General features: G+C 63.5%; 30 protein-coding genes and 1 pseudogene. 22 read left to right on the forward strand and 9 right to left on the reverse strand.

Translation table 11 applies throughout. The features are described from left to right. Positions 1-80: 80 nt before the first annotated feature. The 4 genes from ASE34_RS09700 (at position 81) to ASE34_RS09710 (ending at position 3,684) form a co-directional block, all read left to right on the forward strand. Positions 81-407, forward strand: a complete 327-nt coding sequence (locus tag ASE34_RS09700) for a hypothetical protein (protein ID WP_056278730.1) — start codon at positions 81-83, stop codon at positions 405-407. 332 nt (positions 408-739) lie between these two features. Further along, positions 740-1,846: a tyrosine-type recombinase/integrase gene (locus ASE34_RS09705; protein WP_056278731.1), complete on the forward strand. Its 1,107-nt coding sequence runs from the start codon at positions 740-742 to the stop codon at positions 1,844-1,846. Positions 1,847-1,850: 4 nt separating this feature from the next. Continuing rightward, positions 1,851-2,189 carry a helix-turn-helix domain-containing protein gene (locus tag ASE34_RS17550; RefSeq protein ID WP_082586583.1) on the forward strand — a complete coding sequence of 113 codons (339 nt, stop codon included), beginning with the start codon at positions 1,851-1,853 and terminating at the stop codon, positions 2,187-2,189. A gap of 367 nt (positions 2,190-2,556) precedes the next feature. Continuing rightward, positions 2,557-3,684 carry a hypothetical protein gene (locus ASE34_RS09710; RefSeq protein WP_056278732.1) on the forward strand — a complete coding sequence of 376 codons (1,128 nt, stop codon included), beginning with the start codon at positions 2,557-2,559 and terminating at the stop codon, positions 3,682-3,684. 480 nt (positions 3,685-4,164) lie between these two features. Here the strand turns inward: ASE34_RS09710 and ASE34_RS17555 are convergent, their stop codons facing one another. Continuing rightward, on the reverse strand, positions 4,165-4,482 hold the full coding sequence (locus tag ASE34_RS17555) for a helix-turn-helix domain-containing protein (protein WP_082586584.1): 318 nt from the start codon (positions 4,480-4,482) through the stop codon (positions 4,165-4,167). Between the two features lie 226 nt (positions 4,483-4,708). Here ASE34_RS17555 and ASE34_RS17775 point away from each other — a divergent pair, with 226 nt between their 5' ends. The 4 genes and pseudogenes from ASE34_RS17775 (at position 4,709) to ASE34_RS18145 (ending at position 6,523) form a co-directional block, all read left to right on the forward strand. Next, positions 4,709-5,452, forward strand: coding sequence for a hypothetical protein (locus tag ASE34_RS17775; protein ID WP_157538169.1), 744 nt, complete (start codon positions 4,709-4,711; stop codon positions 5,450-5,452). A 175-nt stretch (positions 5,453-5,627) separates the two neighbouring features. Further along, positions 5,628-6,125 carry a hypothetical protein gene (locus ASE34_RS17780; RefSeq protein WP_157538171.1) on the forward strand — a complete coding sequence of 166 codons (498 nt, stop codon included), beginning with the start codon at positions 5,628-5,630 and terminating at the stop codon, positions 6,123-6,125. 25 nt (positions 6,126-6,150) lie between these two features. Then, positions 6,151-6,273, forward strand: a pseudogene (locus ASE34_RS18270) (SOS response-associated peptidase family protein); the annotation flags it as partial. Between the two features lie 103 nt (positions 6,274-6,376). After that, positions 6,377-6,523 carry a hypothetical protein gene (locus ASE34_RS18145; protein ID WP_230100832.1) on the forward strand — a complete coding sequence of 49 codons (147 nt, stop codon included), beginning with the start codon at positions 6,377-6,379 and terminating at the stop codon, positions 6,521-6,523. Positions 6,524-6,974: 451 nt separating this feature from the next. On the opposite strand, the gene ASE34_RS09715 is transcribed toward ASE34_RS18145, so the two are convergent. Continuing rightward, entirely contained in the window at positions 6,975-7,181 is a 207-nt protein-coding gene (locus ASE34_RS09715) for a hypothetical protein (RefSeq protein WP_056278733.1), read from the reverse strand. A 120-nt stretch (positions 7,182-7,301) separates the two neighbouring features. Beyond that, positions 7,302-7,598: a hypothetical protein gene (locus tag ASE34_RS09720; protein ID WP_056278734.1), complete on the reverse strand. Its 297-nt coding sequence runs from the start codon at positions 7,596-7,598 to the stop codon at positions 7,302-7,304. 93 nt (positions 7,599-7,691) lie between these two features. Between ASE34_RS09720 and ASE34_RS09725 the strand changes: the two genes are divergently transcribed. The 4 genes from ASE34_RS09725 to ASE34_RS09740 all read left to right on the forward strand — a co-directional run bounded on the left by ASE34_RS09725 (position 7,692) and on the right by ASE34_RS09740 (position 11,807). Further along, the gene (locus ASE34_RS09725) at positions 7,692-8,069 is read left to right on the forward strand and encodes a hypothetical protein (protein WP_157538175.1); all 378 of its coding nucleotides are present in this window, start codon (positions 7,692-7,694) and stop codon (positions 8,067-8,069) included. Positions 8,070-8,338: 269 nt separating this feature from the next. Continuing rightward, complete coding sequence (locus ASE34_RS09730) at positions 8,339-9,034, forward strand: hypothetical protein (RefSeq protein ID WP_056278736.1); 696 nt, start codon at positions 8,339-8,341, stop codon at positions 9,032-9,034. A gap of 36 nt (positions 9,035-9,070) precedes the next feature. Next, positions 9,071-9,862, forward strand: a complete 792-nt coding sequence (locus ASE34_RS17790) for a hypothetical protein (protein WP_157538177.1) — start codon at positions 9,071-9,073, stop codon at positions 9,860-9,862. A gap of 703 nt (positions 9,863-10,565) precedes the next feature. Continuing rightward, on the forward strand, positions 10,566-11,807 hold the full coding sequence (locus ASE34_RS09740) for a Fic family protein (protein ID WP_056278738.1): 1,242 nt from the start codon (positions 10,566-10,568) through the stop codon (positions 11,805-11,807). A 177-nt stretch (positions 11,808-11,984) separates the two neighbouring features. Here the strand turns inward: ASE34_RS09740 and ASE34_RS18275 are convergent, their stop codons facing one another. After that, the gene (locus ASE34_RS18275) at positions 11,985-12,116 is read right to left on the reverse strand and encodes a hypothetical protein (RefSeq protein WP_268776162.1); all 132 of its coding nucleotides are present in this window, start codon (positions 12,114-12,116) and stop codon (positions 11,985-11,987) included. A gap of 229 nt (positions 12,117-12,345) precedes the next feature. On the opposite strand from ASE34_RS18275, the gene ASE34_RS17795 reads away from it, so the two are divergent. Together ASE34_RS17795 and ASE34_RS09745 are read left to right on the forward strand one after the other, a co-directional pair. Next, a complete protein-coding gene (locus ASE34_RS17795) occupies positions 12,346-12,489 on the forward strand; it encodes a hypothetical protein (protein WP_157538179.1) in 144 nt (47 codons plus the stop codon). A gap of 46 nt (positions 12,490-12,535) precedes the next feature. Beyond that, the gene (locus ASE34_RS09745; protein ID WP_056278739.1) at positions 12,536-13,042 is read left to right on the forward strand and encodes a hypothetical protein; all 507 of its coding nucleotides are present in this window, start codon (positions 12,536-12,538) and stop codon (positions 13,040-13,042) included. Between the two features lie 207 nt (positions 13,043-13,249). Here ASE34_RS09745 and ASE34_RS09750 read toward each other — a convergent pair whose 3' ends face one another. The 5 genes from ASE34_RS09750 to cmtR are packed head-to-tail and all read right to left on the reverse strand — an operon-like array spanning position 13,250 to position 17,628. Further along, a complete protein-coding gene (locus ASE34_RS09750) occupies positions 13,250-14,227 on the reverse strand; it encodes an arsenic resistance protein (RefSeq protein ID WP_056278740.1) in 978 nt (325 codons plus the stop codon). After that, complete coding sequence (locus tag ASE34_RS09755; protein ID WP_056278741.1) at positions 14,224-14,757, reverse strand: signal peptidase II; 534 nt, start codon at positions 14,755-14,757, stop codon at positions 14,224-14,226. The genes ASE34_RS09750 and ASE34_RS09755 overlap by 4 nt, the downstream gene beginning before the upstream one ends. Further along, entirely contained in the window at positions 14,754-15,362 is a 609-nt protein-coding gene (locus ASE34_RS09760; RefSeq protein WP_056278742.1) for a cadmium resistance transporter, read from the reverse strand. The genes ASE34_RS09755 and ASE34_RS09760 overlap by 4 nt, the downstream gene beginning before the upstream one ends. Next, a complete protein-coding gene (locus ASE34_RS09765; protein ID WP_040568236.1) occupies positions 15,362-17,272 on the reverse strand; it encodes a heavy metal translocating P-type ATPase in 1,911 nt (636 codons plus the stop codon). Before ASE34_RS09765 ends, ASE34_RS09760 begins: the two co-directional genes overlap by 1 nt. Continuing rightward, on the reverse strand, positions 17,269-17,628 hold the full coding sequence (cmtR, locus tag ASE34_RS09770) for a Cd(II)/Pb(II)-sensing metalloregulatory transcriptional regulator CmtR (RefSeq protein ID WP_017201917.1): 360 nt from the start codon (positions 17,626-17,628) through the stop codon (positions 17,269-17,271). The genes ASE34_RS09765 and cmtR overlap by 4 nt, the downstream gene beginning before the upstream one ends. Before the next feature lie 129 nt (positions 17,629-17,757). Here cmtR and ASE34_RS09775 point away from each other — a divergent pair, with 129 nt between their 5' ends. The 8 genes from ASE34_RS09775 to ASE34_RS09805 all read left to right on the forward strand — a co-directional run bounded on the left by ASE34_RS09775 (position 17,758) and on the right by ASE34_RS09805 (position 23,484). After that, a complete protein-coding gene (locus ASE34_RS09775; protein ID WP_056278743.1) occupies positions 17,758-18,714 on the forward strand; it encodes an acyltransferase family protein in 957 nt (318 codons plus the stop codon). A 59-nt stretch (positions 18,715-18,773) separates the two neighbouring features. Next, positions 18,774-19,304 (forward strand): hypothetical protein, encoded by a 531-nt coding sequence (locus tag ASE34_RS17800; protein WP_157538181.1) that lies wholly within the window; start codon positions 18,774-18,776, stop codon positions 19,302-19,304. A gap of 70 nt (positions 19,305-19,374) precedes the next feature. Beyond that, the gene (locus ASE34_RS09780) at positions 19,375-20,040 is read left to right on the forward strand and encodes a DsbA family protein (RefSeq protein WP_136041016.1); all 666 of its coding nucleotides are present in this window, start codon (positions 19,375-19,377) and stop codon (positions 20,038-20,040) included. Beyond that, positions 20,040-21,026, forward strand: coding sequence for a flavin-containing monooxygenase (locus ASE34_RS09785; RefSeq protein ID WP_042538369.1), 987 nt, complete (start codon positions 20,040-20,042; stop codon positions 21,024-21,026). Before ASE34_RS09780 ends, ASE34_RS09785 begins: the two co-directional genes overlap by 1 nt. Before the next feature lie 9 nt (positions 21,027-21,035). After that, on the forward strand, positions 21,036-21,950 hold the full coding sequence (locus tag ASE34_RS09790) for a cation diffusion facilitator family transporter (protein ID WP_042538288.1): 915 nt from the start codon (positions 21,036-21,038) through the stop codon (positions 21,948-21,950). 61 nt (positions 21,951-22,011) lie between these two features. Beyond that, the gene (locus tag ASE34_RS09795) at positions 22,012-22,620 is read left to right on the forward strand and encodes a copper resistance protein CopC (RefSeq protein WP_162253853.1); all 609 of its coding nucleotides are present in this window, start codon (positions 22,012-22,014) and stop codon (positions 22,618-22,620) included. After that, positions 22,613-23,152: a signal peptidase II gene (gene lspA, locus ASE34_RS09800; RefSeq protein WP_053098498.1), complete on the forward strand. Its 540-nt coding sequence runs from the start codon at positions 22,613-22,615 to the stop codon at positions 23,150-23,152. Before ASE34_RS09795 ends, lspA begins: the two co-directional genes overlap by 8 nt. Then, positions 23,149-23,484, forward strand: coding sequence for a DUF6804 family protein (locus ASE34_RS09805; RefSeq protein WP_042538290.1), 336 nt, complete (start codon positions 23,149-23,151; stop codon positions 23,482-23,484). The genes lspA and ASE34_RS09805 overlap by 4 nt, the downstream gene beginning before the upstream one ends. Positions 23,485-23,509 lie beyond the last annotated feature (25 nt).

Below are 23,509 nucleotides of genomic sequence, written 5' to 3' on the forward strand. Positions count from 1 at the left end.
CTCGCATCGTTCTCGTAGCAAATAACGAGTCGCGGTTCAAGGGAGATCTTGTCGACGGCGACATCCTCTAGAAAAGCAGCATGCAGAAGATCATCTACGCCGGAGATGAGTTCCTCACTGGAGATGCGATCGCCGATGCGCTGCTGGCTTACAGCCGAGCACTGGGAGACGATGAGCGTGCCGAGATCGTCGAGATCCCGGTGCGGGAGAACGACGGCGGCACAGCAGTCGCGAAGTTCCTCATCGGTCCAGCGAGCCAGATCGTGTCCAAGGAGGCCGCTGGCGAGGGTCCGGAGATCGAGGATCCCGAACTCGTCGAGCGACTGCGACAGCGCACCCGTTCTATCGAGTCTCCGACGAGTCAGCCGCTGGAGATCGAGTATCCACCCGGATACGACCTCGAATGACATCGGCCGTCCCGCGGCGTTCTGGACGACGGCGCAGCGGGAGCCATCGAAATGGGTAATAGCCGATAATGTACATTATGTCAGTTCGACTGAGCTTTATTTCAACAGATGAAATCCGCCGCGGTTCCCTTCGCGCGTGCGTGGCGGCTCGATCAAATCTAGCAAGAAGCGCCGTCTGATCTGGGAAGAAGCCATCGGCTTACTCGTCATCAAGGGCGTGGCGGGTCCGTGGCCACCAAGCAGAAGCACGCGCGTCGATGGGTGCCAGAACTAGTGGTTGCGCGGATCCTTCGTTAAGTGCATGATTCAATCATCAAATGAAAGGATAGGTCATGGGTCTCGACGAGCAAGGACGATTCGTGCAGCAATCCGGATTCGTGCTGCTTCACCCGGAAGAGACTGTGTTTTCCGAGATGTTGCAAGGCTTTCGGCGCCAGCAGCTGACGCGAAATCTTGCTTTCTCCACTGTCGAGAATCGGGAGGGACTGATCCGCCGCTTCGCTACCGAGATGAATGAGTACCCCTGGGCCTGGAGTGTGGACATGGTCGATGAGTTCTTCGCTGACCGTCGCGCGGTCCACGGCAACCAACGTTCCACGATCCGCAGTTACCAGAACGCGCTGTCGGGTTTCACCGACTACATCTGCTCGGAGTCATACGGCTGGATAGACCGCTGTATGGAACTCTTCGACACGCATCCCGCGCCGGTCTTCCACTACTGGAATACCGCTCGACACATCCAAGAAGCGGAGCACGGAGGACGACGTCGACCGTTTCGTCACACCGAGCTTCAAGCCTTTTTCGACCGTGCCGATGATGAGGTCGAACGCATAGCACGGACAGATCGAAAAGGCTGGGCGGCAGCGTTTCGCGACGCGACACTCTTCAAGATCGCATACTGCTTCGGGCTTCGCAGGAACGAAGTCCGTCATCTTGAGACCTTCGACTTCAGTCGCAATCGAAAAGCGCCCGAGTTCGGTAAGTACGGTCACCTCAACGTCCGGTACGGAAAGGCGATGCGAGGATCGGATTACAAACAGCGCAACGTCCTCGCCCTCTTCCCGTGGGGCAGCGAGATACTCGAGGAGTGGCTCGAGAGAGGGCATCCCCACTTGGCAACTCAAGGCGGCACCGAGCTATTTACAACTGAACGTGGAACGTTCGTGTCCGAAACTGCCCTAGGCGCCAGGTTCCGTCAGTATCGGGACGATATAGGGCTAGGACGCGAGGTCGTCATGCACTCACTGCGACACTCGTACATCACACACCTCATCGAAGCAGGCGCACCAGCGTACTTTGTACAGAGGCAGGTTGGTCATGAGTACGCGTCGACCACCGCGCTGTACACGGGTGTTTCCGACGAATACCTCACCTCGACTGTTCGAGACATGCTCGGTGGAACTATCGGAGACGCTCTCAGAAACGGATCCAAGGAATGATGAAATGCGCCGCACAACCGACTACGACTGGAAGCTGTCTGAGCTGATGGCACGCAACGCCATGCATAACTCCACAGATCTCGCTCCCCACCTAGCGGATCGGGGGATCAACTTGTCGTCAGCGCAGATTTGGCGGATGGTCACTGGGAGGCCTGAACGACTTTCGCTGCCCCTGCTTGCCGCACTGTGCGACATCTTTCACTGCACGCCTGCCGACCTGATAACTACGTCGGCAACAGATGCCGCATCCGCGAAACGAGCAGTGAATGAGGTCACCAACCTGAACGCCGTGGGGAGCCGAGCCCGACCGAAACGAGCGAGGGTGATTGCCGATGACCGCTGACAACGGGAGGAGACCAAAGGGCCGACCACGGGCGCCGGGCGAGGTCACGTGCGCGCGGTGCCAGGAACAGACACCCAAGACGACAACGAAGTATCGGTTCCCTGAAGGTCTGATCTGTGGGCGCTGCTACGACCGAGCGACCCACACCTTCGGCGACTGTCCCGGGTGTTCGACCAACAGGCTGCTGCCCGGAATCGACTCGTCGGGACGCTCGGTGTGCTCTGACTGCGGCGGCCTCGGGCGCAGCTTCATTTGTCACCGATGCGGGCACGAGGGTGCCATCTTCCGACGCGGGAATTGTGAACGATGTTCCCTTGACGACGATCTCAGCGAAGTCCTGAACGGGGCTGATCAGTTTGATCCGACGATGTCGGCGCTCAAGACCCGCCTACTCGAGAGCGACCGTCCGACAAGCGTGCTTACCTGGATGCGCTCACCCAAGGTCAAGACCATCCTCCGCGGACTCGCGGACGGATCCATCTCGATCACCCATGAAGGTCTCGACAGTGCTGGGCGTACGGGAGCCGTGCAACACATACGAGCACTGCTCGTCGATATGAAGCTGCTCCCGACTCGCGATGAGGCCTACGTCTCCTTTGAAAACTGGGTCAACCGTGTTGTCCAAGAGACCCCGCCGAACCAGCGTCTGCCTCTCACGCAGTATGCCGTCTGGCATCACCTGAATCGTGTGCGACAACTAGTCGAGCGGGGGCAGGACGCCCACTCCCCCGCACATTACGCCAAACAGCAGATCACGGCGGCGAGCGAGTTCCTGCAATGGCTAGAGGTGCAGAATGTCAGCCTCGGCGATTGTGGACAGGGACTCGTCGATGAATGGCTGACAACTGGGCCGACCACACGCTATAACCTCAAGCTGTTCCTGGACTACTGCACGGAACACAAGCTCTCCCACCCGCTGACGGTGCCGCGCCGCAACGCGCGCTCCACGCGAAGGATGGACGCGGACGAACGCCTTCGCTGGATCCGCTTCTACTGCGACGCCACTGACCTGAAACTCGCGACCCGCACGGCAGCATTGATGTTTCTCTTGTTCGGTCAACCGCTGACGCGCCTCTCGAAAATGCGCGTTGATCAGTTCACCCGCACCGATGCCGATGAACTGATTGTCAGATTTTCCGGGAAGGACGTACCGGTGCCGGAGCCGTTCGCGAGTATCGTTTCCGCACACCTCGCCGCGCGTGCCCGCGTCCGAACCCAGCGAGTCGACGACAATTCGTACCTCTTCCCCGGGATGCGAGCCGGCAGACATATCACCGCGCAACAACTGAAAGAGGAGCTAAACGCGCTTGGTATCGACGTTCTCGCAGCGAAGAACACCAGCCTGGACGACCTCGTCACCCGGATGCCAGCGCCGCTCGTCGCAATGGCGATGGGATTCAGCTTCAACGCGATGGACCAGCATGAGATCCACCAGGGCGTCCGCTTCGAACAGTACGTGCATGGCCGATTTCACCGTGAGGATGAAACCTCCTGACGTCGTCGGCCGGTGCGCCTTCGGTGCTGTTCAGCAACATCTCTCGTTCAGAGCCAAGGTCAGCAGCCACTCCCCCGTCTCGGGCGACAAACCGGAGGGCGAACGCTTGCGGGAGCGCGGTCTGCGAGTCGTATAGCCCCGCCGTTACGAACGGTCGCGTAGCCGCTTCCGCCTCCACCGAGGATTTAGCAGAGTCTCGTTCCGGCTCAGTCGTGTCGAACGCCTAGTTTCGAAGTCGAAGCGGCATCATCGTCGGTGCGGCTCTCCCACGGCGCGGGCTGAAGCATGAACGCTAACGTCTCTTCATCCTCTGCGTTGTCGCGCTTGAGTGTGCCGCCCCGACGCTAGTGCGACACATCAAAGCTGTAGGCGGAGGGTTCATGGCATGGTCGATCAAGCAAGTTTCGAGACTCGAGGGAGACCAACGCGAGAACACGTATGCGGATCCCGTCGAGCCGTCCGCCGGACACCACCCGTCGGCTAGCGGGGGCGTAGGTCTGGCACGCCTCCGGGAAGAATGGCATCCAAACCGACCCCGAGGGCCTGGGATATTGCGAACAGTGATCGAAGTGAGGGATTCGCCGGCATCCCCGGACGGGACTCCCCCTTTTCGTACTTCTGATAGGTGTAACGGCTCATGCCGGCGCCGTACGCCACGTCCTCTTGGCTCAGCCCAGCCTCCTGCCGAACTCGACGAAGTGCGACCGCGAGCTGCTGCGCGTACGCGCTCCACTCGGCTTCCGCCAACTCATTTCGCCGAACCACATCTCTAGCCTCGCGATTCGGTGCAGAGGACATGGCCTAGTCCGTATGGCATAATTACTCTGGCCATACGAAACAATCGACTTTCGCCGGATCCTCCCTCCACTCTGCACGTGTGCTGCCCGCCCTACGGACACCGCGGTCGCACCGCAGGGCTGGGCCGATGCGTGCGACCGCGATTGTGACGGTTATCGTGGCGAGTAGTTCTTGGGGTTCGTGGTGGCGCGGTGTGGGCCATCCCCCGCCCGCTTCGTGGGCATACATGTTCGAGGACTTCACCGGAGAGGACTCTGCCGATGAATGGGGCTTGGCAGCAGGCATCTTCATTGCCCAGTACCGCCGTCGTCAGTCGCAGGGACCGACCTTCCGGGAACTCTTCGAGCACTTGCTCCCCGACACCGGTGGAGTTCCTGCCCGCCTCCCCACGGAATGGGATGTCTTAGAGCGACGCCGCGGGAACAGCAGCTTCCGTAGCCACGTGGCTATCGAATGGCGCCGACGCGGATACATCGAATACGACCGACAGGTCACACGTAGTCTTCGAGTCGGTCACCGCTTTCGCGAGCAGTCTCGTGCACTCCAAGCGCAACCCCGCGAGAGTAATAAAGCGTTAGGCGGTGCGAGATCGCCCACGGCGACCGACGCGTCGGAGCACTCCCTGAGCGCGGTCGAAGCCCGCGCTCTACTGCGCGTCGCGCCAACGTCGTTGCGTCGACTCACTCGTCGCGGCTATCTGCACGTCGTCGAGTGCGACTCCGAGTGGCGATACCCGTCCTGGCAGTTCGCGGGGCGACCACGATTCGCTGTCGTACCGGGAATCGATATCGTCGCCCCCGCCATTCCGAAGGATTGGTCGCCGGCCACGATCAACTCGTTCATGATGACTCCGCGCCGCGAACTCGCCGACGATGGCGGCTCAGTCTCTCCCGCCGACTGGTTAATACGAGGGAGTGATCCACACCAGATCGCCGACTTTCTCGAGACTTTGGAGGTGGAGAGTGAATAGCGACCCCCAGGAGCGTGAGCCCTCGTCGCGCCGTAAGGGAGTGAGCACTCCTGGTGATCACGACGCAGTCACGCAAGAGGAGCTCGATTCAGTTCTCGAGGCGTTCAGACGGCTCGTGCAAGCGGCAGCAGATTCCGGGCGCGATCGGAAACTTATCGACGCAATCCTCCGCACGATGATCGAACTGGTGCTGGAGACCGAAGGCGATCTGTTTATATCGGCAAAGTCGCCGGCTCCTGAGACGAGCACAACCAGCAACGAAACGGCTACTCCAATTGATTCGCCGGCTGAACCGAGACTTCGGCTTCGTCCCGAGTACCGACTACGACTCGAGGCCGTCATCGATTCTTGGAGCGACGATGAAACTGCTGACTTTCTCATGGTCGGTGCACGTCAGGTCCGGCGACGCGCTCAACAAAGCTCCCTCTACTACTTTGTGGTGAACCGGAAACGGCGTTACCCCGTGTGGCAGTTTGACCGATTTTGCGGCGTGCTCGAGGGCGTCACGCAACTAGGAAAGGCACTTCCAGAATCGTGGTCTGCTGAGCGTGTGTACTCATTCATGACGACTCGAAGCCCTGCGCTAGAGCTCGTCACCCCGGCGCAGTGGTTGCGCCTGAAGAGGGATCCGAATTCGATTGTCGCGGTGATCATGAACTCCAGCAAGACGTGATCGTCTTCAGCGACGAGCACCGAACTTGAACTTCAGCTCCTGCTTCGTAGTCATCTCCCGCGAAGCGCGCGACGCCAGTGGCGCGGTGCACGACCGCATGCCAGCGTTCCTGACGCCCGACACTTGGGATACCTGGCTCACGGCTCGAGCACTGTCGCCTCCCCGATCCGTGAGCACATCGTTGGCGGGAAGGTCTGCAGCTCGCGCACCGTCGACCCCGCTGAACCGACTCTGCTGGAGCAGGCCGCCTAATGGCTGGGCGTCGAGAGATTCTCTGGGCGATCATCGCCTTCGGCGGAGTCGCGCTCAGCGTGGCCGGGATCGTGCTGATGGTCAACGGAGAGCCCATCAGCTGGCTCACAACTGACGACTTTCCCTCGCAGTGGACGCGTTCGTGAAGCCGCGCCGGTGGCGGTTGGACACCTGGCCGGGCGGTACATCCACGCGTGGGACTGTCGCCCGCGGGTCCGGGTGGGCCTTGTCGGTACTCATGCGCGGACCACCTCCCCCTTGGGGCTGGCAGCACGATGGCACGGGCGTCGCGATGGAAGTCATCGTGACGCCCGTCGTCCAGTGAACGGTCCGCGTCCTGGTTGATCAACACCATGTCGGCGCTGATCCCCCGTACGTTCGAACGCACGCTGTGGAGCGTGATGCGGCCGCGCCCACCCAGGTCGATGTGCGAATCCCCCTTGTAGTGGCGAATGCGAACACCCGGCCACTCGACCACCCTGGGCACCCGCTCGAAGCAGCGCAGCACATCCGTGATGTCAGCATGGCGCGGCGTGAAGACCGCGATGCGCTTGCCCTTCGCCGCCTCCACGAACAGTCCCACAGCTGCGAAGCGATTCATCGGGCGTCCTCGAGGATCGCGGTCGGGATGGATGCGAGTAGGGCGTCCGCTGCCTGCGAGAGCGCCTCGCCGGCCGCGGCCTTGATCGGGTCGACCGCCGCCGCGTGCAGCACCACGCGCCCGCCACCCTGGTCCTCGAGACTCACGGGCACGGTGAACGACGCCACCTGCGTCGGCGTACCGGCGCCGAGACTGATGTCCACGGTTCCCTCAATGGGTGCGACAGCGGTCAAGGCTTCTCCGTTCGGTCAAGTCCGGCTCGCTCAGCCCATGCGCGAGGTATGTGCGCCGCAGCGAAGCGAGCCGGAAGATGGGGTGGCGAATCACCACCACGCCGGCATTGGTTCGCCAAGCCCACGCTCGGCGTCACCCTTGCCGCGGCTGCTGTTGCAGTCGAAGTGCGCGTGGCGGAAGTTGTCGGGTTCGTTCTGTAGCACGGGAAAGTCCTCGACCGGGTAGTAGTGGTCGAGGGTGTGCGAGTCGGTCGTCGTACCCGGTGCCTGCTCGCAGTCGATGCGCAGCGTGCAGATCCAGCACACCGACAGGTGGCGGGTCGCCGGGTCCGCGTCGAGCAGCTTGCCCGCTTCGAATGAACTCGGTCCGCTGCCGCTGGTCCTCACGGTTGTGCGTGCGCCTACTCACGTGCCCTCCCCTGCGGCTTCCGATACGGTGAGGGCATGGAACGAGCGAGCGGTGTAGTCAACCCCAGACTGATGCAAAGCGTGCTCGTCGGCCGCGACGACAACGGCGTGCACATCACCTGGGCGCTCGGCGACCCGGCGCCCGCCAGCGGTGTCGAGTACTTCATGTACTCGGTCACGGTGTACGGCGGTCGGGCCAGCAGCTTGAAGCAGTTTGGGGTGAAGTTCATCGGCACCGAAGACCCCGAGGTCCGCGCGTTCGTCTTCGACCACATGGGTGGCGGTCAGTCGAACTACCCGCTCGACAAGGTCACCATCACTCGCGAATCGATCTCGGTGCACTTCGTGGACGCCAGTGTCGGGCCCGACGGCATCGACAGCGCCCACGCGGGCCTGAACGTGAACGGCGTCGACCTGCAGCAGCGATTCACCGTCACACTCGTCGACTAACCGACCGGGACGTGGGCGGCGGCTTACTCGTGCCAGGGGCGCCGCTGCGGGCTGGGGACCGCGCGTCCGGGCCTTTCCAGACCCCGGCCGCCCACACACCTCGTCTCCCGGGTACGACAAAAGCCCCGCCGGTTGGGCGAGGCTTCGGTCACAGTTCAGGTGCAAGCACAACTTAACAGGAGCTCCGCTCACACTTCCAGCTGATCACATCGGTGTGTTGCGATCCCCCGCTGCCCCGCGGTGATCGTGATTCCCGATACGTTATTCGGATGATGCCGTCTGTCGTGCCCTTCACCGCCAACGTGTGGCGAATCACCCCAACTGAGTTCGTCGGACTGATCAGCGACGCGCAACGCAACCTGACTTCCGGGGCAAACGTCGATGTGGACACCCCGATTTCGGTCTACTGGGTGACCAAGAGCAAGCAGGGGCGGGAGGACCATCCCACGGTTGCCGTCGAGGACGTCGTGTCCACGATCGAGATCCCCCGCACTCACGCGTACGTCGGGCTTCGGCTGACGCTCGGGGATCGCATCATTCGCATCACGCTGGTCCAGCGGAGCGTCGAGATCATGCTCCAGTCGACCGACCAAGACTGGCTGCGGTTGACCGAACCGTGGGCGCGAGAAGCCATCATCCGCTTCGTACCGAAGTGGGCGTGGCTGACCACGTTCCGAGGGTGGCTCGCCTTCACGGGTCTGCTCTTCGCGGCCAACGCCGTGATCTACTTCGGGTTGATCGCGTTGGGCGCCGACTGGCTGCCCGCCGTGCTCACTTCAGCCATCGGCCAGGTAGCCCTTCTCGGTGCCTACATTGCCTTCACGGGGCGGTCTCGAGTGGTTCTTGGCGAACGTGGCCCCTCTCGATTCCGCGCCGTCGGCATACAAGGGCTGCTCCTCGTTATCGGCGCACTGCTGGGCGTACTAGGCCAACGTCTTTTCGACACGATCTTTCCGCCCGCCTGACCTTCGCTCTTCGCCACCGCACGGCATACTGAGCGGGTGAATTGGGATTCGTTTTTACCCGACCTGCTCGTCGGCGTGGTCACAGGTGGGCTGGTTGGTGGCGTTGTGCTCGGTGCCGAGCGCCGCCTATCGAAGCGCGCTCGAAGTCTTGAGGTAACCAATGCTGAGGGTGCGGTGGTCGAGAAGGCACGTGCAGTGCTCCGGCATCCGATCGTCTGGGACGAAGAATGCAATGATCTAACTCCCGGTCGAACTCAGCTCGACCGATTGGTCCCGGTGGTGAAAGCCGTTCCGACAGGAGAACCACTCGAGCGTTACCCAGGCATCGTGCACGCCTATCGGGTAGTGCAGTTGCTCGACGAGGTCGAGTCCTCCGCGGACGCGATCTTCACCGAGCGCACGAAGCACGAGTCGGACCTCGACCTCTTGGCCGTTCCGGACGCAATCGCGCACAACATCAAGCGCCTGCTGCAACCGCCCTACGACCCGCTCTGGGCGTGGGAGTGGCCCGAACCTTATGGGCCGCGCCTCTCGGCGGCGATCAAAGCTGCGATTGAGCAGGACCTCGACCTCCGTCAGGTCATGGACGAGTACGTTCGTAACCGCCGCCTCTTGGAAGCACACCGTGAATCCTTCGTGCTCGTCGACGGCTCATGGCGTGCTGACGAATGGGCCGCCCTCCTCAAAAAGACCCGCAACGCCCCGCGATTCTTCGCCACCAAGTGGTACCGGGTGTTCGTGTACAAGCGCGACGTGCAGCTCGCCATGAACGGAGCCGAACAGTACGGCTACGACATCGTCACCAAGATCGACCCGATGGCCTACTGATCGTCAGCACACCCGCTGCTTGCCTCACTCGTCCCCGATTCACGGCCAGAACCCGCCTGGCGGTGAGGTGACTGGTCCGTGGGCAGCTGGTCGCGTGCTTGCGCGAGACGGATGCTTTTCTCTGCCTTTCGGAGTTGTGCTCGTACGACGCGCGTGGTGGATGCGAAGTCGTCCACGACCTCGTCGGTGGGGGTTCGGTGGCGCCGCCCACCTTGTTGCGGAGGCTCTGGAGACGGGACGCGATCTCTTCGTAGGCCGCGTTGAGCTTGCCTTGGCTCACCAGGAGGCTTGTGATGATGGGGACGGACCATTTGCCGTCGCGTACCTCAAGGAGGCGGGCGAGGGATCGTGCGTCGTCGACGACTTCAGACCATGCCGAAAGAACGACGGCGGTGTTGGCGTTGGTGGGGCGGAGCGCGTCCCATATGGTGTCATACCGGTGGTCGTGCTCGGGGTGCCGTGCGCGTAGGTAGTCGTAGAAGGCGGTGAACGCGGGCGCCTCGCTAATCGTCGTGCCCAGCTCCGGCTGGCCTTCAGGACCCAGGTTGAGCGTTGCGGGGCCGCCTTCTACGGTTGCACGACCCAAGAGACGCTCGAGTTCATCCGGCGAGATGATCTCGCCGCAGATAGCTCTTCGCGCCAGACGCGGGTTGAGTCACCCCCTACAAACACCTAGTTTCATAAGTGTTGGTATCATGGTGTGATGCCCACGTCTTCGCCCAGCACCCGCATCCCCATCGATGCCATCTCGAGCGAGACCCTCGACTGGAAGCCGCGCGCACCGGAGATGTTCTCACGGGCCGAGGTTGTGCGTCAGACCGGGCCCTTTGAGGCGACGGTCACAGCACCGATCGCTCATTGGAGCCCGCAGGTCCCGAGCGAAGATGCCGCTGACGTCGAAGACGCCACGCGCCAGCTGGTCGCGTTCGACGAGCATGCGCGGCGCACGTTGGGCACCGACAACCCGGCCCTGGGCCCGATGACCGCGATCCTGCTCCGCACAGAGTCCGCGTCCAGCTCACAGATCGAGCAGCTGACGACGTCGGCGAAGCAGCTCGCTCTCGCCGAGATCGATGAAGGCGACAAGGCCAACGCGCTCACCGTCATCGGGAACGTCCGCGCCATGGAGGCAGCCCTCGCGCTCTCGGACGAGATCTCCGAGGATTCCATCCTGCAGATGCACCACGCTCTGCTGCGCCACCAATCAGGCCTCGAGCACGAAGCAGGTCTCTACCGCCAAGAACCGGTCTGGATCGGCCCCGGCAACGCCGGCCCCCGCCACGCGGAGTTCATAGGTCCCCACCACGACCGGATTCCCGGTGCGATCGGTGACCTGGTCAGATTCGTGCAGCGCCAGGACATCTCCGTGCTTGTTCAGGTCGCTGTCGCGCACGCCCAGTTCGAGACCATCCACCCGTTCGTCGACGGCAACGGCCGCACCGGCCGCGCGCTCGCGCAGTCGATCCTGCGCAACAAGGGTCTCGTCAGCTCCACCGCCGTACCGATCTCTGCAGGACTACTCGTGAACACCGGGCGCTACTTCCAGGCGCTGACCGCTTTCCGAGCCGGCGACGCTGCCCCGATCATCCGCGAGTTCGCCATGGCGAGTCGCATCGCCGCGTCCACGGGGACGCAGTTGGTCGACGATCTCGTCGCGCAGCTGGACGAGTCCCGCGCTCTACTCCAGGGCGTCCGCTCCGACGCTGCGGTCTGGAAGGTCCTTCCCGCGCTCGTGGGCCAGCCGGCTGTGAACACGAAGTACCTCATGAGCGCGCTCGGACTCGGCGAGATGGCGGCGCTGCGCGCGCTGGACACACTCACCGATCGCGGGGTGCTCACCGAGACGACCGGCCAAGGACGCAACCGCGTCTGGCAGCACCGCGGGATCTTCGACGTCCTCGACGGATACGCCGAGCAGATCCGCCGGATGACCGCTCGAGGCTAGCCGCGCGCCAGCGCGGGGTCATAAGCCCCGGCGGGTCGGCACTGCCTATGACCCCCGATCCGACTTCCGCGGAATCTCGCGGATTTCGTGCGCTCCCCTGCGCTCGGTTGCTGGGCACTTCGACGGAGACCCCCAGCAATCGAGCGGATCCGAGCGCGCATTGCCTCTGAACGAGGTCTAATCCGGGTCCGGACCTGCGGCTGCAGTTCCCTCGAGCTCGCGAAGCCGTTTCAGCTGCGCCCACGGCCAGAACGCGATCCACCCGATCGAAACGATCGAGCCGCCCATGATCATCGAAGCGATATCCATGCGCTTCACGCTACGGACTCGGCGTGCCCGCGGTCATCCCCCGCGCGACGGATCCGGTCAGACAGCCACTGCGGCTGGCGACCGCAACCCCAGAAACCTCTCTATGCGGAGTCCTCGTCGATCCGCGTGATTCCGGGGTTTACGTGTTTACAACCTCACAAACCTCAGTTGCTCAGCGAGCCTCCACCCCGCTCGTCACGACCGACCCTGACCCCGAATAAGTGGCCCCATGCCTGAACAGAAACCGATCGACAAGAAGACCGCCCGGCACATCCGAGCTCTCGTCATCACGCAGGACGACGCGCTGAAGGGTCGCCCTTGGCGGTCGATGAAAGCGATCAAGCGCGCGCTGAAGGCAGGCGAGATCGACTGACCTGCGCTCGACGCTCACCCCACACACGACCTCGAGGAGAACACCGATGGTTCTCATCTACAGCACGACCCCGCACGACACCGGCGAGTTGGTTGCTCTGCGTCAGGTCATCAACGACAACGAGCGCGCGTTCTCGGATCTCAGGACTATCTACAGCGTCGACCAGCGGCGTCTTTGTGATGAGTACGACGCCCTCATGGCCGCGCAGCGACCCACGTACCCGACGCCGGAGCACCTGAAGGGCCTGGACATGGTCGCCGAGATGATGCGCGCCGGCACCGAGTACGGCGACCACCGCGGTTCGCCCAGGCAGGTCGATCGCGAAGCCGGGCGAGCTCTCCCCCGCAGCGTCGACTTCTCATCGTTCGCCTGCAGGATCAACATCCGCGCCTTCGCCCAGTACCGTGCCCGCTCGTCCCAGCACGCGTGGATCTTCACGGAAGACGACATCGAGGCCTTCCGGCATGAGCTGACGAAGCGCTCGCTCGGCATCGCCTCCCACTGGCAGCACGAGGATGGCGTCGCCTTCCAGGTGTTCAACGCTCGCGACTGACGTGGGCCTTCAGGTTCGGCCGAACCCGCTCGGATTGGCCAGCCGGAAACGCTACACCACCGGTTTCGGTGCTATTGCGTTTCGGCAGGGGGTTACGGCGGGTCGATCCTCGGCGTGTCGTGACGTTGACCAGGGCGATCCTCCAAGCCGCCGGAAACGATCGTTTTCGATGGGACGACCGCTCCGATTTATAGTTCAGTGCTGCGGCTAGGCGAGGCTCGGCCGTGGTTCGCGCGCGAGAAGGGGGACCACGCGGACGAGGACGAGCATCGCGACCAGCTCGACAAGGGTTTGCGTGACTATCGCGAGCGGGGCCATGCTCATCGAGGCGGGAAGGGCGAGAGCGAGCGGTAGGACGACGAGCGAGTTGCGCGTCGCGGTGGAGAACATCACCGCGCGGGTGGCGGAAACGTCTAGTTGTGCGACGCGGCTGGCGAGCTTCCCGATCGCGACGGCGAGGACGACGAATGCGATGTACAGCGGCATTACACGCAGGAGCGCGGTGATCTGCGATCCAACGGCGGCGATCTGGGAACCGATGACTACGGCGAGGGTCACCATCATCAGCGGCACCATCGCACCCGCCATGATCTTCTCGATAAACCGCCCTCCCCGATAACGACGCGCAAGAGCCTGCACAACCGCTGCTGCAGAGAGTGGGACCACGATCAGCAACAGGAATGCCCGGATGAATGGGCCGATGTCAACCACACCGAGCACAGCGCCGCCGGCGAAGAGGAACAGGAACACCGGGAGCAGCAGGATCTGGACCAACATCAGCAGCGGTGCGGCTGCGAGCAGTCGCGCGCCAGCACCACCCGCGAGACCAGCGAACACGATGACGTAATCGATGCACGGGGTCAGCAGGACGAACAACACCCCGAGGAGCAGTCCCCGGTCGTCGACTACGAAACGGGAGAGACCCCAGGCGAGCATCGGCACAATGACAAAGTTCGCCACCAGCACCGTGCCCAGAAACCTGATGTCACGGAACGCGCGCTTCACCTCGATAAGCGGGACGCCGAGGAAAGTGGCGAACAACAGCAACATCAGTGCGGGTTCGATCGAGTGCTCGAGGCTCGGAGCGGCCTGCGGCGTTATCAGCCCGATGGCCGCCCCCACGGCGATTGCGCCGATGTAGAGGGCGAGTTGATGAGTGTCCCACCACCGCACGAGAGATCTCACTCGGTGCTCTCCTCGTCTGCGCGGATCATGAAAACTGCTCCGGTGATCGCTGCGGCGAAGATCACGATGTCGGCGAGGTTGCCGATGAACCAGTTCCCGTAGGCGAGGAAGTCCACGACGTGTCCACGGGCGAATCCGGGGTCGCGGAAGAGGCGGTCGCCTGCGTGTGAGGCGGCAGCGCCACCGAGAGCGCCGATCACGATCGCCCACGCCGGGCGTTGCACTTGGAACGCGAACACGATCGCTGTGACGGTGGCGGCGACAGCGAGCAGCGCGAATACCCAGGTGAAGCCTTCCCCGAACGAGAATGCCGCTCCGGGGTTATAGGCGAGCTGCAAACCCAGGAGGTCACCGATCAGCGGGATGCGCTCGCGCTCGGTGAGGGTCGCTTCGGCCAACACCTTGGTTCCCTGATCAATCAGCACGACAACCACGGCGATCAGGAGCGTTCCACCAGTGAGCTGCCACCGCCGTGCCGACGACAGCTTGCGCGCAGCGGGCGGGCGAGCCTCTGTCCGGGAGGAGGTCATGCGAGGACCTCGATCAGACGGACGATGACCCCAGATTCGATCAGGATGAACAGGCCCAGGCCGATGAACACTGCCGGTACCAGCCAGTGCTCGACGCGCTCCAGCGCTTCGGTGACTGCCTTGTTGGTGCCGATGAGCCGACCGGCCGCACACCAGACCGCGACGAGGATGAGGAACACGACGATCATGATCGCGACGTCGACTGGGGTGCTGGTGCGGAAGATTGGCGTGTAGAGGGAGATATTGTCGGCCCCGTTGGCGATCGTGATCCCTGCGACGCCCCATAGTCCGACCGCGGTGATCTTGGAGTCGTCGTCGTCATTGTCGCCGTTGCGGCGCAAGCCGCGAATGAGCGTCCACACGCCGATGCCGAGCGGGATCAGACCCAGGAACCCGACCCATTCGTCCGGAACGATCGTGAGCCCGAGCGCGGCTATCACACTGATCACGACCAGGGTGATGAACCCGAGATACTGGCCTGCGATGATCTGCCACGGGCGGGGATTCCCTCGACTGGAGGCGAGGAACAGCACGGTGAGCACGACGATGTCGTCGATGTTCGTCGCCGCAAAAAGGCCGATCGCTGAACCGATGGTGGCGAGCATCAGCTTTCCAGTCGTGGCGTGCGGGCGGCACGCAGGCCGTTGAGGATCACGATGACCTCCGCGACCTCGTGGACCAGGACGACAGCCGCGAGCCCCAGGACGCCGAAGAGCGCGAGCGGGAGCAGGGCGGTGATGATCAGCAGCGACAGGATGATGTTCTGGTTGATGATCCGTCGACCGCGCCGGGCGTGATCGAACGCCCGCGGGATGAGGCGCAGATCATGGCCGGTGAAGGCCACGTCGGCGGATTCGATCGCTGCGTCGGAGCCTGTCGCGCCCATCGCGATGCCGACGTCTGCGCTAGCGAGGGCCGGGGCATCGTTGATGCCGTCGCCGATCATCGCGACCGGTCCTGCCTTCGACAGTTCTGCGATCGCGGTCGCCTTGTCCTCCGGGCGCAGCTCCGCTCGCACGGCGCTGATCCCGGCCTGCGCAGCCAGAGCACGAGCGGTCCGGGCGTTGTCGCCGGTGAGCATCGTCACGCCGACGCCCTGGCCGGTGAGTGTCCGGACTACGTCAGAGACTTCAGGGCGCAGCTCGTCACGGACGCCGATCGCGGCGACCGGTGACCCGTCGCGGTGCACGATGACGACGGTCATGCCCTGCTCTTCCAGCGTTGCGACCCGCTCGACGAGGTCGCCGGCGTCCAGCCAGCGGGGACTGCCGACGGTGATTCTCGATCCGTCGACGGTGCCGTCAATACCGTGGCCGGCCTGCTCGGTCACATCTGCAGCTGCCGGTGTCCCCGAGGCTGCGGCGGTGATTGCTGAGGCAAGAGGATGTGTGCTGTGCTGCTCCAGGGCAGCCGCCCACGCCAACGCCTGGACCTCGGTTACACCGTTCGTGGTGAGCACGGCGGTGACCACGGGCTCGTTGCGGGTGAGGGTTCCGGTCTTGTCGACGGCGACGTGCCGGACCGTCCCGAAGCGCTCGAAAACGGCGCCGGACTTGATGATCACACCGAACTTGCTCGCCGCACCGATCGCAGCGACGACCGTCAGCGGCACCGAGATCGCCAGCGCACACGGGGAGGCCGCGACGAGCACGACGAGCGCGCGGGTGATCCACACCTCGGGGTCGCCCAGCAGCGAACCGATGATCGCGACAAGCGCTGCGAGGATCAGCACGCCGGGCACCAGCGGGCGGGCGATCCTGTCCGCGAGACGAGCACGCTCGCCCTTCTCGGTCTGTGCTTTCTCTACCAGTTCGACGATCGTGGTGAGCGAGTTGTCGGTGCCCGCAGCCGTCGTTTCGACCTCCAGCGCGCCGGCGCTGTTGATCGCGCCGGCCGACACAACATCGCCAGGCTGGACCTCGACCGGGATCGACTCCCCAGTGATCGCCGAGGTGTCCAGGCTGGAGCGACCGGAGCGGACGATCCCATCCGTTGCGATCCGCTCGCCCGGGCGGACCACCATGACCTGACCGACCATAAGCTCTCTCGCTTGCACCTGCACAGCGTTGCCGCCCTGCAGCACGGTCGCTGTTTCCGGGACGAGCTTCAGGAGCGCCCGTAGCCCCCCGCGGGCCCGGTCCATCGCCTTGTCTTCGAGCGCCTCAGCGATCGAGTACAGGAACGCCAGAGCCGCGGCCTCCTCGACGTATCCGAGGACGACTGCACCGATGGCGCTGATGGTCATCAGCAGTCCGATGCCGAGCTTGCCCTTGAACAGCTTTCGTATCGCGCCAGGCGTGAACGTCGACGCACCCAGCAGCAGACCGGCCCAGAACAGCACGAGCGCCGGAATCTCGAGGCCGGACCACTCGAGGATCAGGCCGACGAGGAACGCAACGCCGGAAAGGACCGGCACCATGATCCCGCGGTCCCTCCACCACGGCCGCTCAGCCTCTTCGTGTTCCTCTCCCGCCGGGGCGGCGGACTCGTGCTCGCAGCCGCACGCCGCGCTCACGCGTCAGCCCCTGCTCCGCAGCAGCCCGGCACCGTGCAGGCCGAGTCCACACACGGCGCGTGCTCGTCCACAGCCAGCGTCACATCCACAAGCGCGAGGAGGGCCGCGGCGAGATGAGGGTCGGCGATCTCGTAGCGGGTTTGCCGGCCCTCAGGCTCGGCGACAACGATCCCGCAGTCACGCAGGCAGGTGAGATGGTTCGACACGTTGGAGCGCGTCAGCTCTAGCTCACGGGACAGGACTGCGGGGTAGCTCGGGCCACCGAGCAGAGTCATGAGAATCCGAGAACGCGTAGGATCAGCCATGGCGCGGCCGAGCCGGTTCATGACGTCGAGACGAGAAGCAATGGTCAGCATAACCTGAACTATACAGTCTCCGCTGACCTATTTCCTATGCGGTCAAGCCAATGCCCTCAGGGCATGGTCTTCGAGCCCGAAAGAACGCTGCCGCCCAGAATGCACAGGCGAGCTCGACGCGTCTCTGACATGAGCCGTCTTCTGGTTCCGGACGCGCTCCGCGGGTTCGCGATTGTCGCGATGCTCATCGCGCACGCTGCTCCGTTCGTGCCGAACGCACCGTGGGCGGTGCAATTCGTCACGGCGAACTTCAGTAGTGTCGCGTCGCCGCTCTTCGCACTCGTCATGGGCATGTCGGCGGAGCTTGTGTGGAGACGCGGCGGCGCTGCGGGGGTGACGTTGCTGCAACAGGCTCTGCGTGGCCTGTTCCTCATCGTCCTGGGTGTGTGGATGGCCACGTGGGGCTCCTGGCTGGCGGTCATCCTGAGCTATCTCGGGCTGCTCATCATCCTCGGCGCGCCCCTTCTACTCCTGCGCAGCTCGGTCGTGATCGCCGCGACAGCGGTCCTTGTCCTGGCCAGTCAGCCATTGCTGAGCGTCGCACGCACCTGGATTTGGGTCTACACCGCGCCGCCGCCCGTGCGTGAGGTCACGACCTGGATGTTCCTGGGCCCTCAGTATCGGGTGGTCAACCTGTTGCCGGTGTTCCTCATCGGTGCCCTGTTGATCCGTCACGGCTTGAAACGCGATCGCTTGTTGTGGATCATGGCGGCTGTGGCGCTGTTGGCGTATCTTGCCTGGGGTTTCGGGCAGCGCTTCGGCACGGTGTTATCGGGGGACTACCTGGACTCTCTGAGGGATATTGGCTTGGTGTTCGCCGTCTACGTCTGCGTTGTGCTGGGGGCTACGGTGAGGCGGGAGCATGCAGAGCGTTTTTGGGGTGCTGTCTTTGTTCCCCTGTGCGCGTGCGGTCAGGTGGCGTTGTCCCTGTACTTGCTGCACGGCGGTCTCATCGCACTCTGGAGTAACGCGTACGGCCGCCCTGCCGAGAACTTCTACTTGGGATGGCTGGTGATCGTTCCGGGCATGATCGGGGCGGGTTGGGTGTGGTGGCGGTTAGTTGGAACTGGTCCAGTTGATGGGTGATGGGCTGGCTCAGCGGACGACGTCCCAAGGCTTTCTCGCTTCGCCCGTAGAACGGGCGCGTGGCTCACGGGTTCGCAAGAAGACTTGATTGGTGGGGCTGGTATCATCCTGAGGTCATGGTCGTCCACGGTCGCGCTCACAAATGCGTTAGCCGCGCCGACGAGTTCATGATAACGAAGATCATTACGGCCCTCGGATTGGCACTTCTTCTCATCGTCGGAGCGTGGCCGGGCGGCCATCGTGACGCGACGGATGCGACTGCGTATCTGAGCACGACATCCTCGTCGTCACTAGGTACGTCTTCTGCTGGCCCTGTCGCGGCGGGTTCGGGTGAAAGCGGTGTCGGCGCAACTGCGGAACATGTCGTGGCTGGGGATACTGCGAACGACATCATGATCGGCGTCGCCGGGTGCCTCTTGGGTATCCTCTGCTGCTTCTTGGTGCTCATCGTCACGCGGATCTTCCGCCGTCACGTCCCCTCTTCTCGCGTTCGTGAACGTTTGCCGCGCGCACCATCACTGGCGGCCATGACGGGGCGCCTGTTCGTATTGCCTCCTTCTCTCACACAGCTTTCTCTGTCGCGAACCTGATCTGGCGGCGCCATCTCTTCGATGGCGCTCCCCTGGTCGTCCTCGTTCGTTGTGTGTGTCTGGAGTGTCTATGAAATCTTCTATGAAAGCGGTACTTGTCACCGTGGCTCTCGCCGTGGTGTTGCTGATCGTTGCGCTGGTGTTCGTCCTTGTCAATCAGAGTCGAGCTGCCGCACCCGAGACGGGGGCCGCTGATGGTCCACAGGTCGTCCGTGAGAACTCGCATGTCCTCGATGACGGAGGAGATGGGGCGGTGACGGTGGTCGAGTTCCTCGATTTCGAGTGCGAGGCCTGCGGTGCTTTTTATCCCCTCGTCGAGGATCTCCGTGGCAAGTTCGATGGCGAGATCACGTACGTGATCCGCTACTTCCCGTTGCCGGGTCATCTCAACTCGAAGAATGCCGCGATCGCTGCCGAAGCCGCAGCGCAGCAGGGACGGCTGGAAGAGATGTATCACCGCCTGTTCGAGACGCAGTCTCAATGGGGTGAGGCTCAAGAGTCTCGTGCGGACCTGTTCCGGGGATTTGCGGAGGAACTCGGATTGGATATGGCCGCGTTCGATGATGCGGTCGCTGATCCGGCGACTGCAGAACGGGTCCAGTTCGATCTAGACGAGGGTGAGCAGCTCGGTGTCAGCAGTACCCCCTCGTTCTTCATCGATGGGGAGCCTGTCGTGCTGGAGACGTGGAATGACCTGGAGGACACCATTGAAGCCGCGGTGAACGGTGCTGAATGATGGCGCGTTCGCTATCGCACCGTCGCGTCATCATCGTCGGCGCCGGGCACTCCGGGTTGGCGACAGCCGCCGCACTCAGGTCCTCCGGGCTTGAGCCGCAGAAGGACTTCGTGATCATCGATTCTGCACCTCCCGGTCGACGAAGCTGGGCCACACGGTGGCAGTCGATGAAGCTACGCAGCGCGGCCCGCCACAGTGTCGTCCGCGGGTTTCCTTTCCCGGGCGATGGAGACCGTTATCCGAGTAAGGATGAGATGTCCGATTACCTGTCTTCGGTGGAGAACGCCCTCGGTGTGAAGACCGTGTGGGGCACTCGTGCTCTTGGAATCACCCGGTTGGGCGACGGATCCACACTGCATCTGTCGACCTCCGCCGGGGAAGTGCAAACCCGAAATGTGGTCTGTGCAACGGGAGCTGCCGCGGTGCCGCGCGTGCCGGGCTGGCGCCTGGAACTGGCAGTACCCGGTGTTGTGCTGCATTCCAGCCAGTACCTCTATCCCGCCCAGATACCTCCCGGCCGCGTGTTGATCGTTGGCGGTGGATTCAGCGGAGTGGAGATTGCAGAAGAGCTCGCTTCCTCCCACGACGTCACCCTCTCCACTCGAGCGGAATCCTCAGAGGTGTCGGAGCGGCCCATCTGGTCGAGGCTGCGACGTCGGGGTCCGATGTCTGAGTCACGCCCCCGCGTAGCTTCGACAGACGTCACTCATGCCGCCGCCGTGACGGAGGTACACGGAGACACCGTGATGTTCGCCGATGGGGCGTCCGTGAAGCCGCATTCCGTGATCCTTGCGACCGGGTACAGGCCGGCGGACGCATGGCTGCCCGATTCGGAGCCGCCCGGGCAGCCTTTGCACGTCAATGCACGCATCCCGGGACTGTTCACTGTTGGCATGCCGCGTTACTCCCGGGCAGATGCGGGCACCCTCGCTGGGGCGGGTCGTGATGCGGCGATCGTCGCCCGGCACATCGTTGGACGGCCGTAAAGGAGCACCATGACAGACACAGGGCACAGTCACGGTATCGGTGACGCCACTCCCCGCAATCGCCTGGTCATCGCGTTCGCGATCACCTCTTCGGTCTTCATCGTCGAAGTGATCGGCGCAATCATCACAGGCAGCCTCGCACTGCTTGTTGATGCGGCGCACATGCTCACCGATGTCGTCGGGTTGGCGATGGCCGTCACCGCTGCGCATCTGATGAATCGTCCCCCGACTCCCAAGTACACCTTCGGTCTTCGACGCACGGAGGTTCTCGGTGCGCTCGCTCAAGCAACTTTGCTGCTCGGGGTGGGCATCTTCGCGCTCGTGGAAGGCGTACGGCGGCTGTTCGAGCCCCCTGAGATCGCATCGGGGAGTCTGCTGTTCTTCGGCATCGTCGGTCTCGTCGCCAACATCGCCTCCATGCTCGTATTGTTCAGCGGCCGCGGACGCAATCTCAACATGCGCGCCGCGTTCCTCGAGGTCGTCAACGATGCCCTCGGTTCCGTCGGCGTCATCGCCAGCGCCATCCTCATCGCCGTTTTCGGTTGGTATCAGGCGGACGCCGTCGCGGGCGTCTTGATCGCGCTGCTCATCATTCCCCGCACTCTTATCCTGTTGCGAGCATCCGGTCGGGTGCTGTTGGAGTCCACACCCGCCGGCCTCGACCTCGAGGATGTCCGCCGCCACATCCTTGCCCTTCCGCACGTGGTCGCGGTGCACGACCTTCACGCGACCCAAGTCTCGACCGACCTCCCCACGCTCACCGCCCATGTCGTGGTCGATGACACCGTCACGATGGAAGCTTCCGCCGCATTGCTGACATCACTTCAGCAATGCGTCAACGAGCACTTCGCCGTGAGCATCGAACACTCCACCTTCCAGATCGAACCCGAATCCCACCCCGGAGAGCACGACACCCATGCATAAACGCCTCTCGGCACGTATCACAGCCCTCGCCGCCGCCGCCCTGATGGTGTCGGCATCCGTCGTGCTGGGGACCACAGCCCCGGCCGCCGCTCACGACGAGTTCGTCTCGGCGTACCCCGACGCCGACTCGGCCGTCGACGGCTCTCCCGACGAGATCTCTCTGATGTTCACCGGGCTGCTTCCGGATGGTGACGGCGCAACAGTCATCGACGTGGTCGATGAAACCGGAGCAAACGTCGCAGTCGACGCCCCCCAGGCGACCGATGACGTTATCACGCAGCACCTCTCCCCGGACGCCGCGACCGGTGTCTTCACTGTCCGATGGAAGACCGTCTCCGCCGATGGGCATCCGATCAGCGGAGAGTACGTGTACACCGTCAGACCCGCGACGGACACGGGATCCGGCACAACCACCGCAAGCCCCACCCCTGAAGCCTCACCACAGAGCAGCGAAGAAACGGAAACCGCATCGCCGGCACAAACGTACGGCGGCACACCATCCGGAGGCGGTGCCTTCGAAATGCTGCCCCTATTCTTCCTCTCCGGTTTGGCTATCATCCTGGGGGTCGGGGTTGTGGGCGTGATGATGGCCGGGCGCCGCCGTCACCAGCGGGATCGCGCCGAAGTTGCTGAGGATGCCGCGGCCGCGGGGGAAGACGCCGATGCGTGATCGAGTCCGCCGGTCGGCCGTGGTGCTCATCGTCGCCGCCATCGTTATCCTGATCGATCAAGGCACCAAGACTCTTGCTCTGAACACGTTGCGACAGGATGCGCGTATACCGCTGATCGGTGACTGGCTCGGTCTTCAACTGGCCTTCAACCCCGGGGCGATCTTCTCGCTCGGGGAAGGCTCCACATGGGTCATCACCGTCGTCGGGCTCGCTGTCACCGCGGCCCTCATCGGTGCCGCTACCCGAGCCCGCAACGTGTGGTCGGCGGTTGGTTTCGGTTTCATCGTGGGCGGTGCGATCGGGAACCTCATCGATCGCTTATTCTCGCCGCCCGCGTTCGGGATCGGGCACGTCACCGATTTCCTTGCCTACGGGAACCTGTTCATCGGCAACCTCGCCGATGTCGCTCTCGGCATCGGTGCCGTGTTCCTCATCGTCGCGGGTCTGCGCATAAGCCGTCGCCGGCCAGACCCCTCGTCCCGCCCCGATCCCGTCGACCCTGTACCCGCCGAAGAAACGGTTCACCCATGAGTCCCAAAGAACGTGTCCCCTCCACTTACCAGCGGAACGCCCTGGCCCCCAGCCTCGTCGCCGCCGCGATCCTGTTCCTCGCCCCGGCGCTCTTCCAGGCGAATTGGGCGCCCCTCGTCCTCTTCATCGCCTCAATTTTCGGGCTGATCGTCGCGTGGTTTGCGCTGCAGGCACGCCACTGGTGGTGGATCCCGGTCTTCCTCGCGATCGCCGTGCTCTGGAACCCGGTAATGCCCTTCCCCTTCTCCGGTGTCGTGTGGACCACAGCACAGCCCATCGCGGCCGTGGCGTTCCTGGCAGCGGGGGCGACGATCAAGGTGATCCGGAAGTGAACAGCGCGATCTTCTTGTCACGACC

Source organism: Microbacterium sp. Root280D1, from assembly GCF_001428975.1.
Classification (GTDB): domain Bacteria; phylum Actinomycetota; class Actinomycetes; order Actinomycetales; family Microbacteriaceae; genus Microbacterium.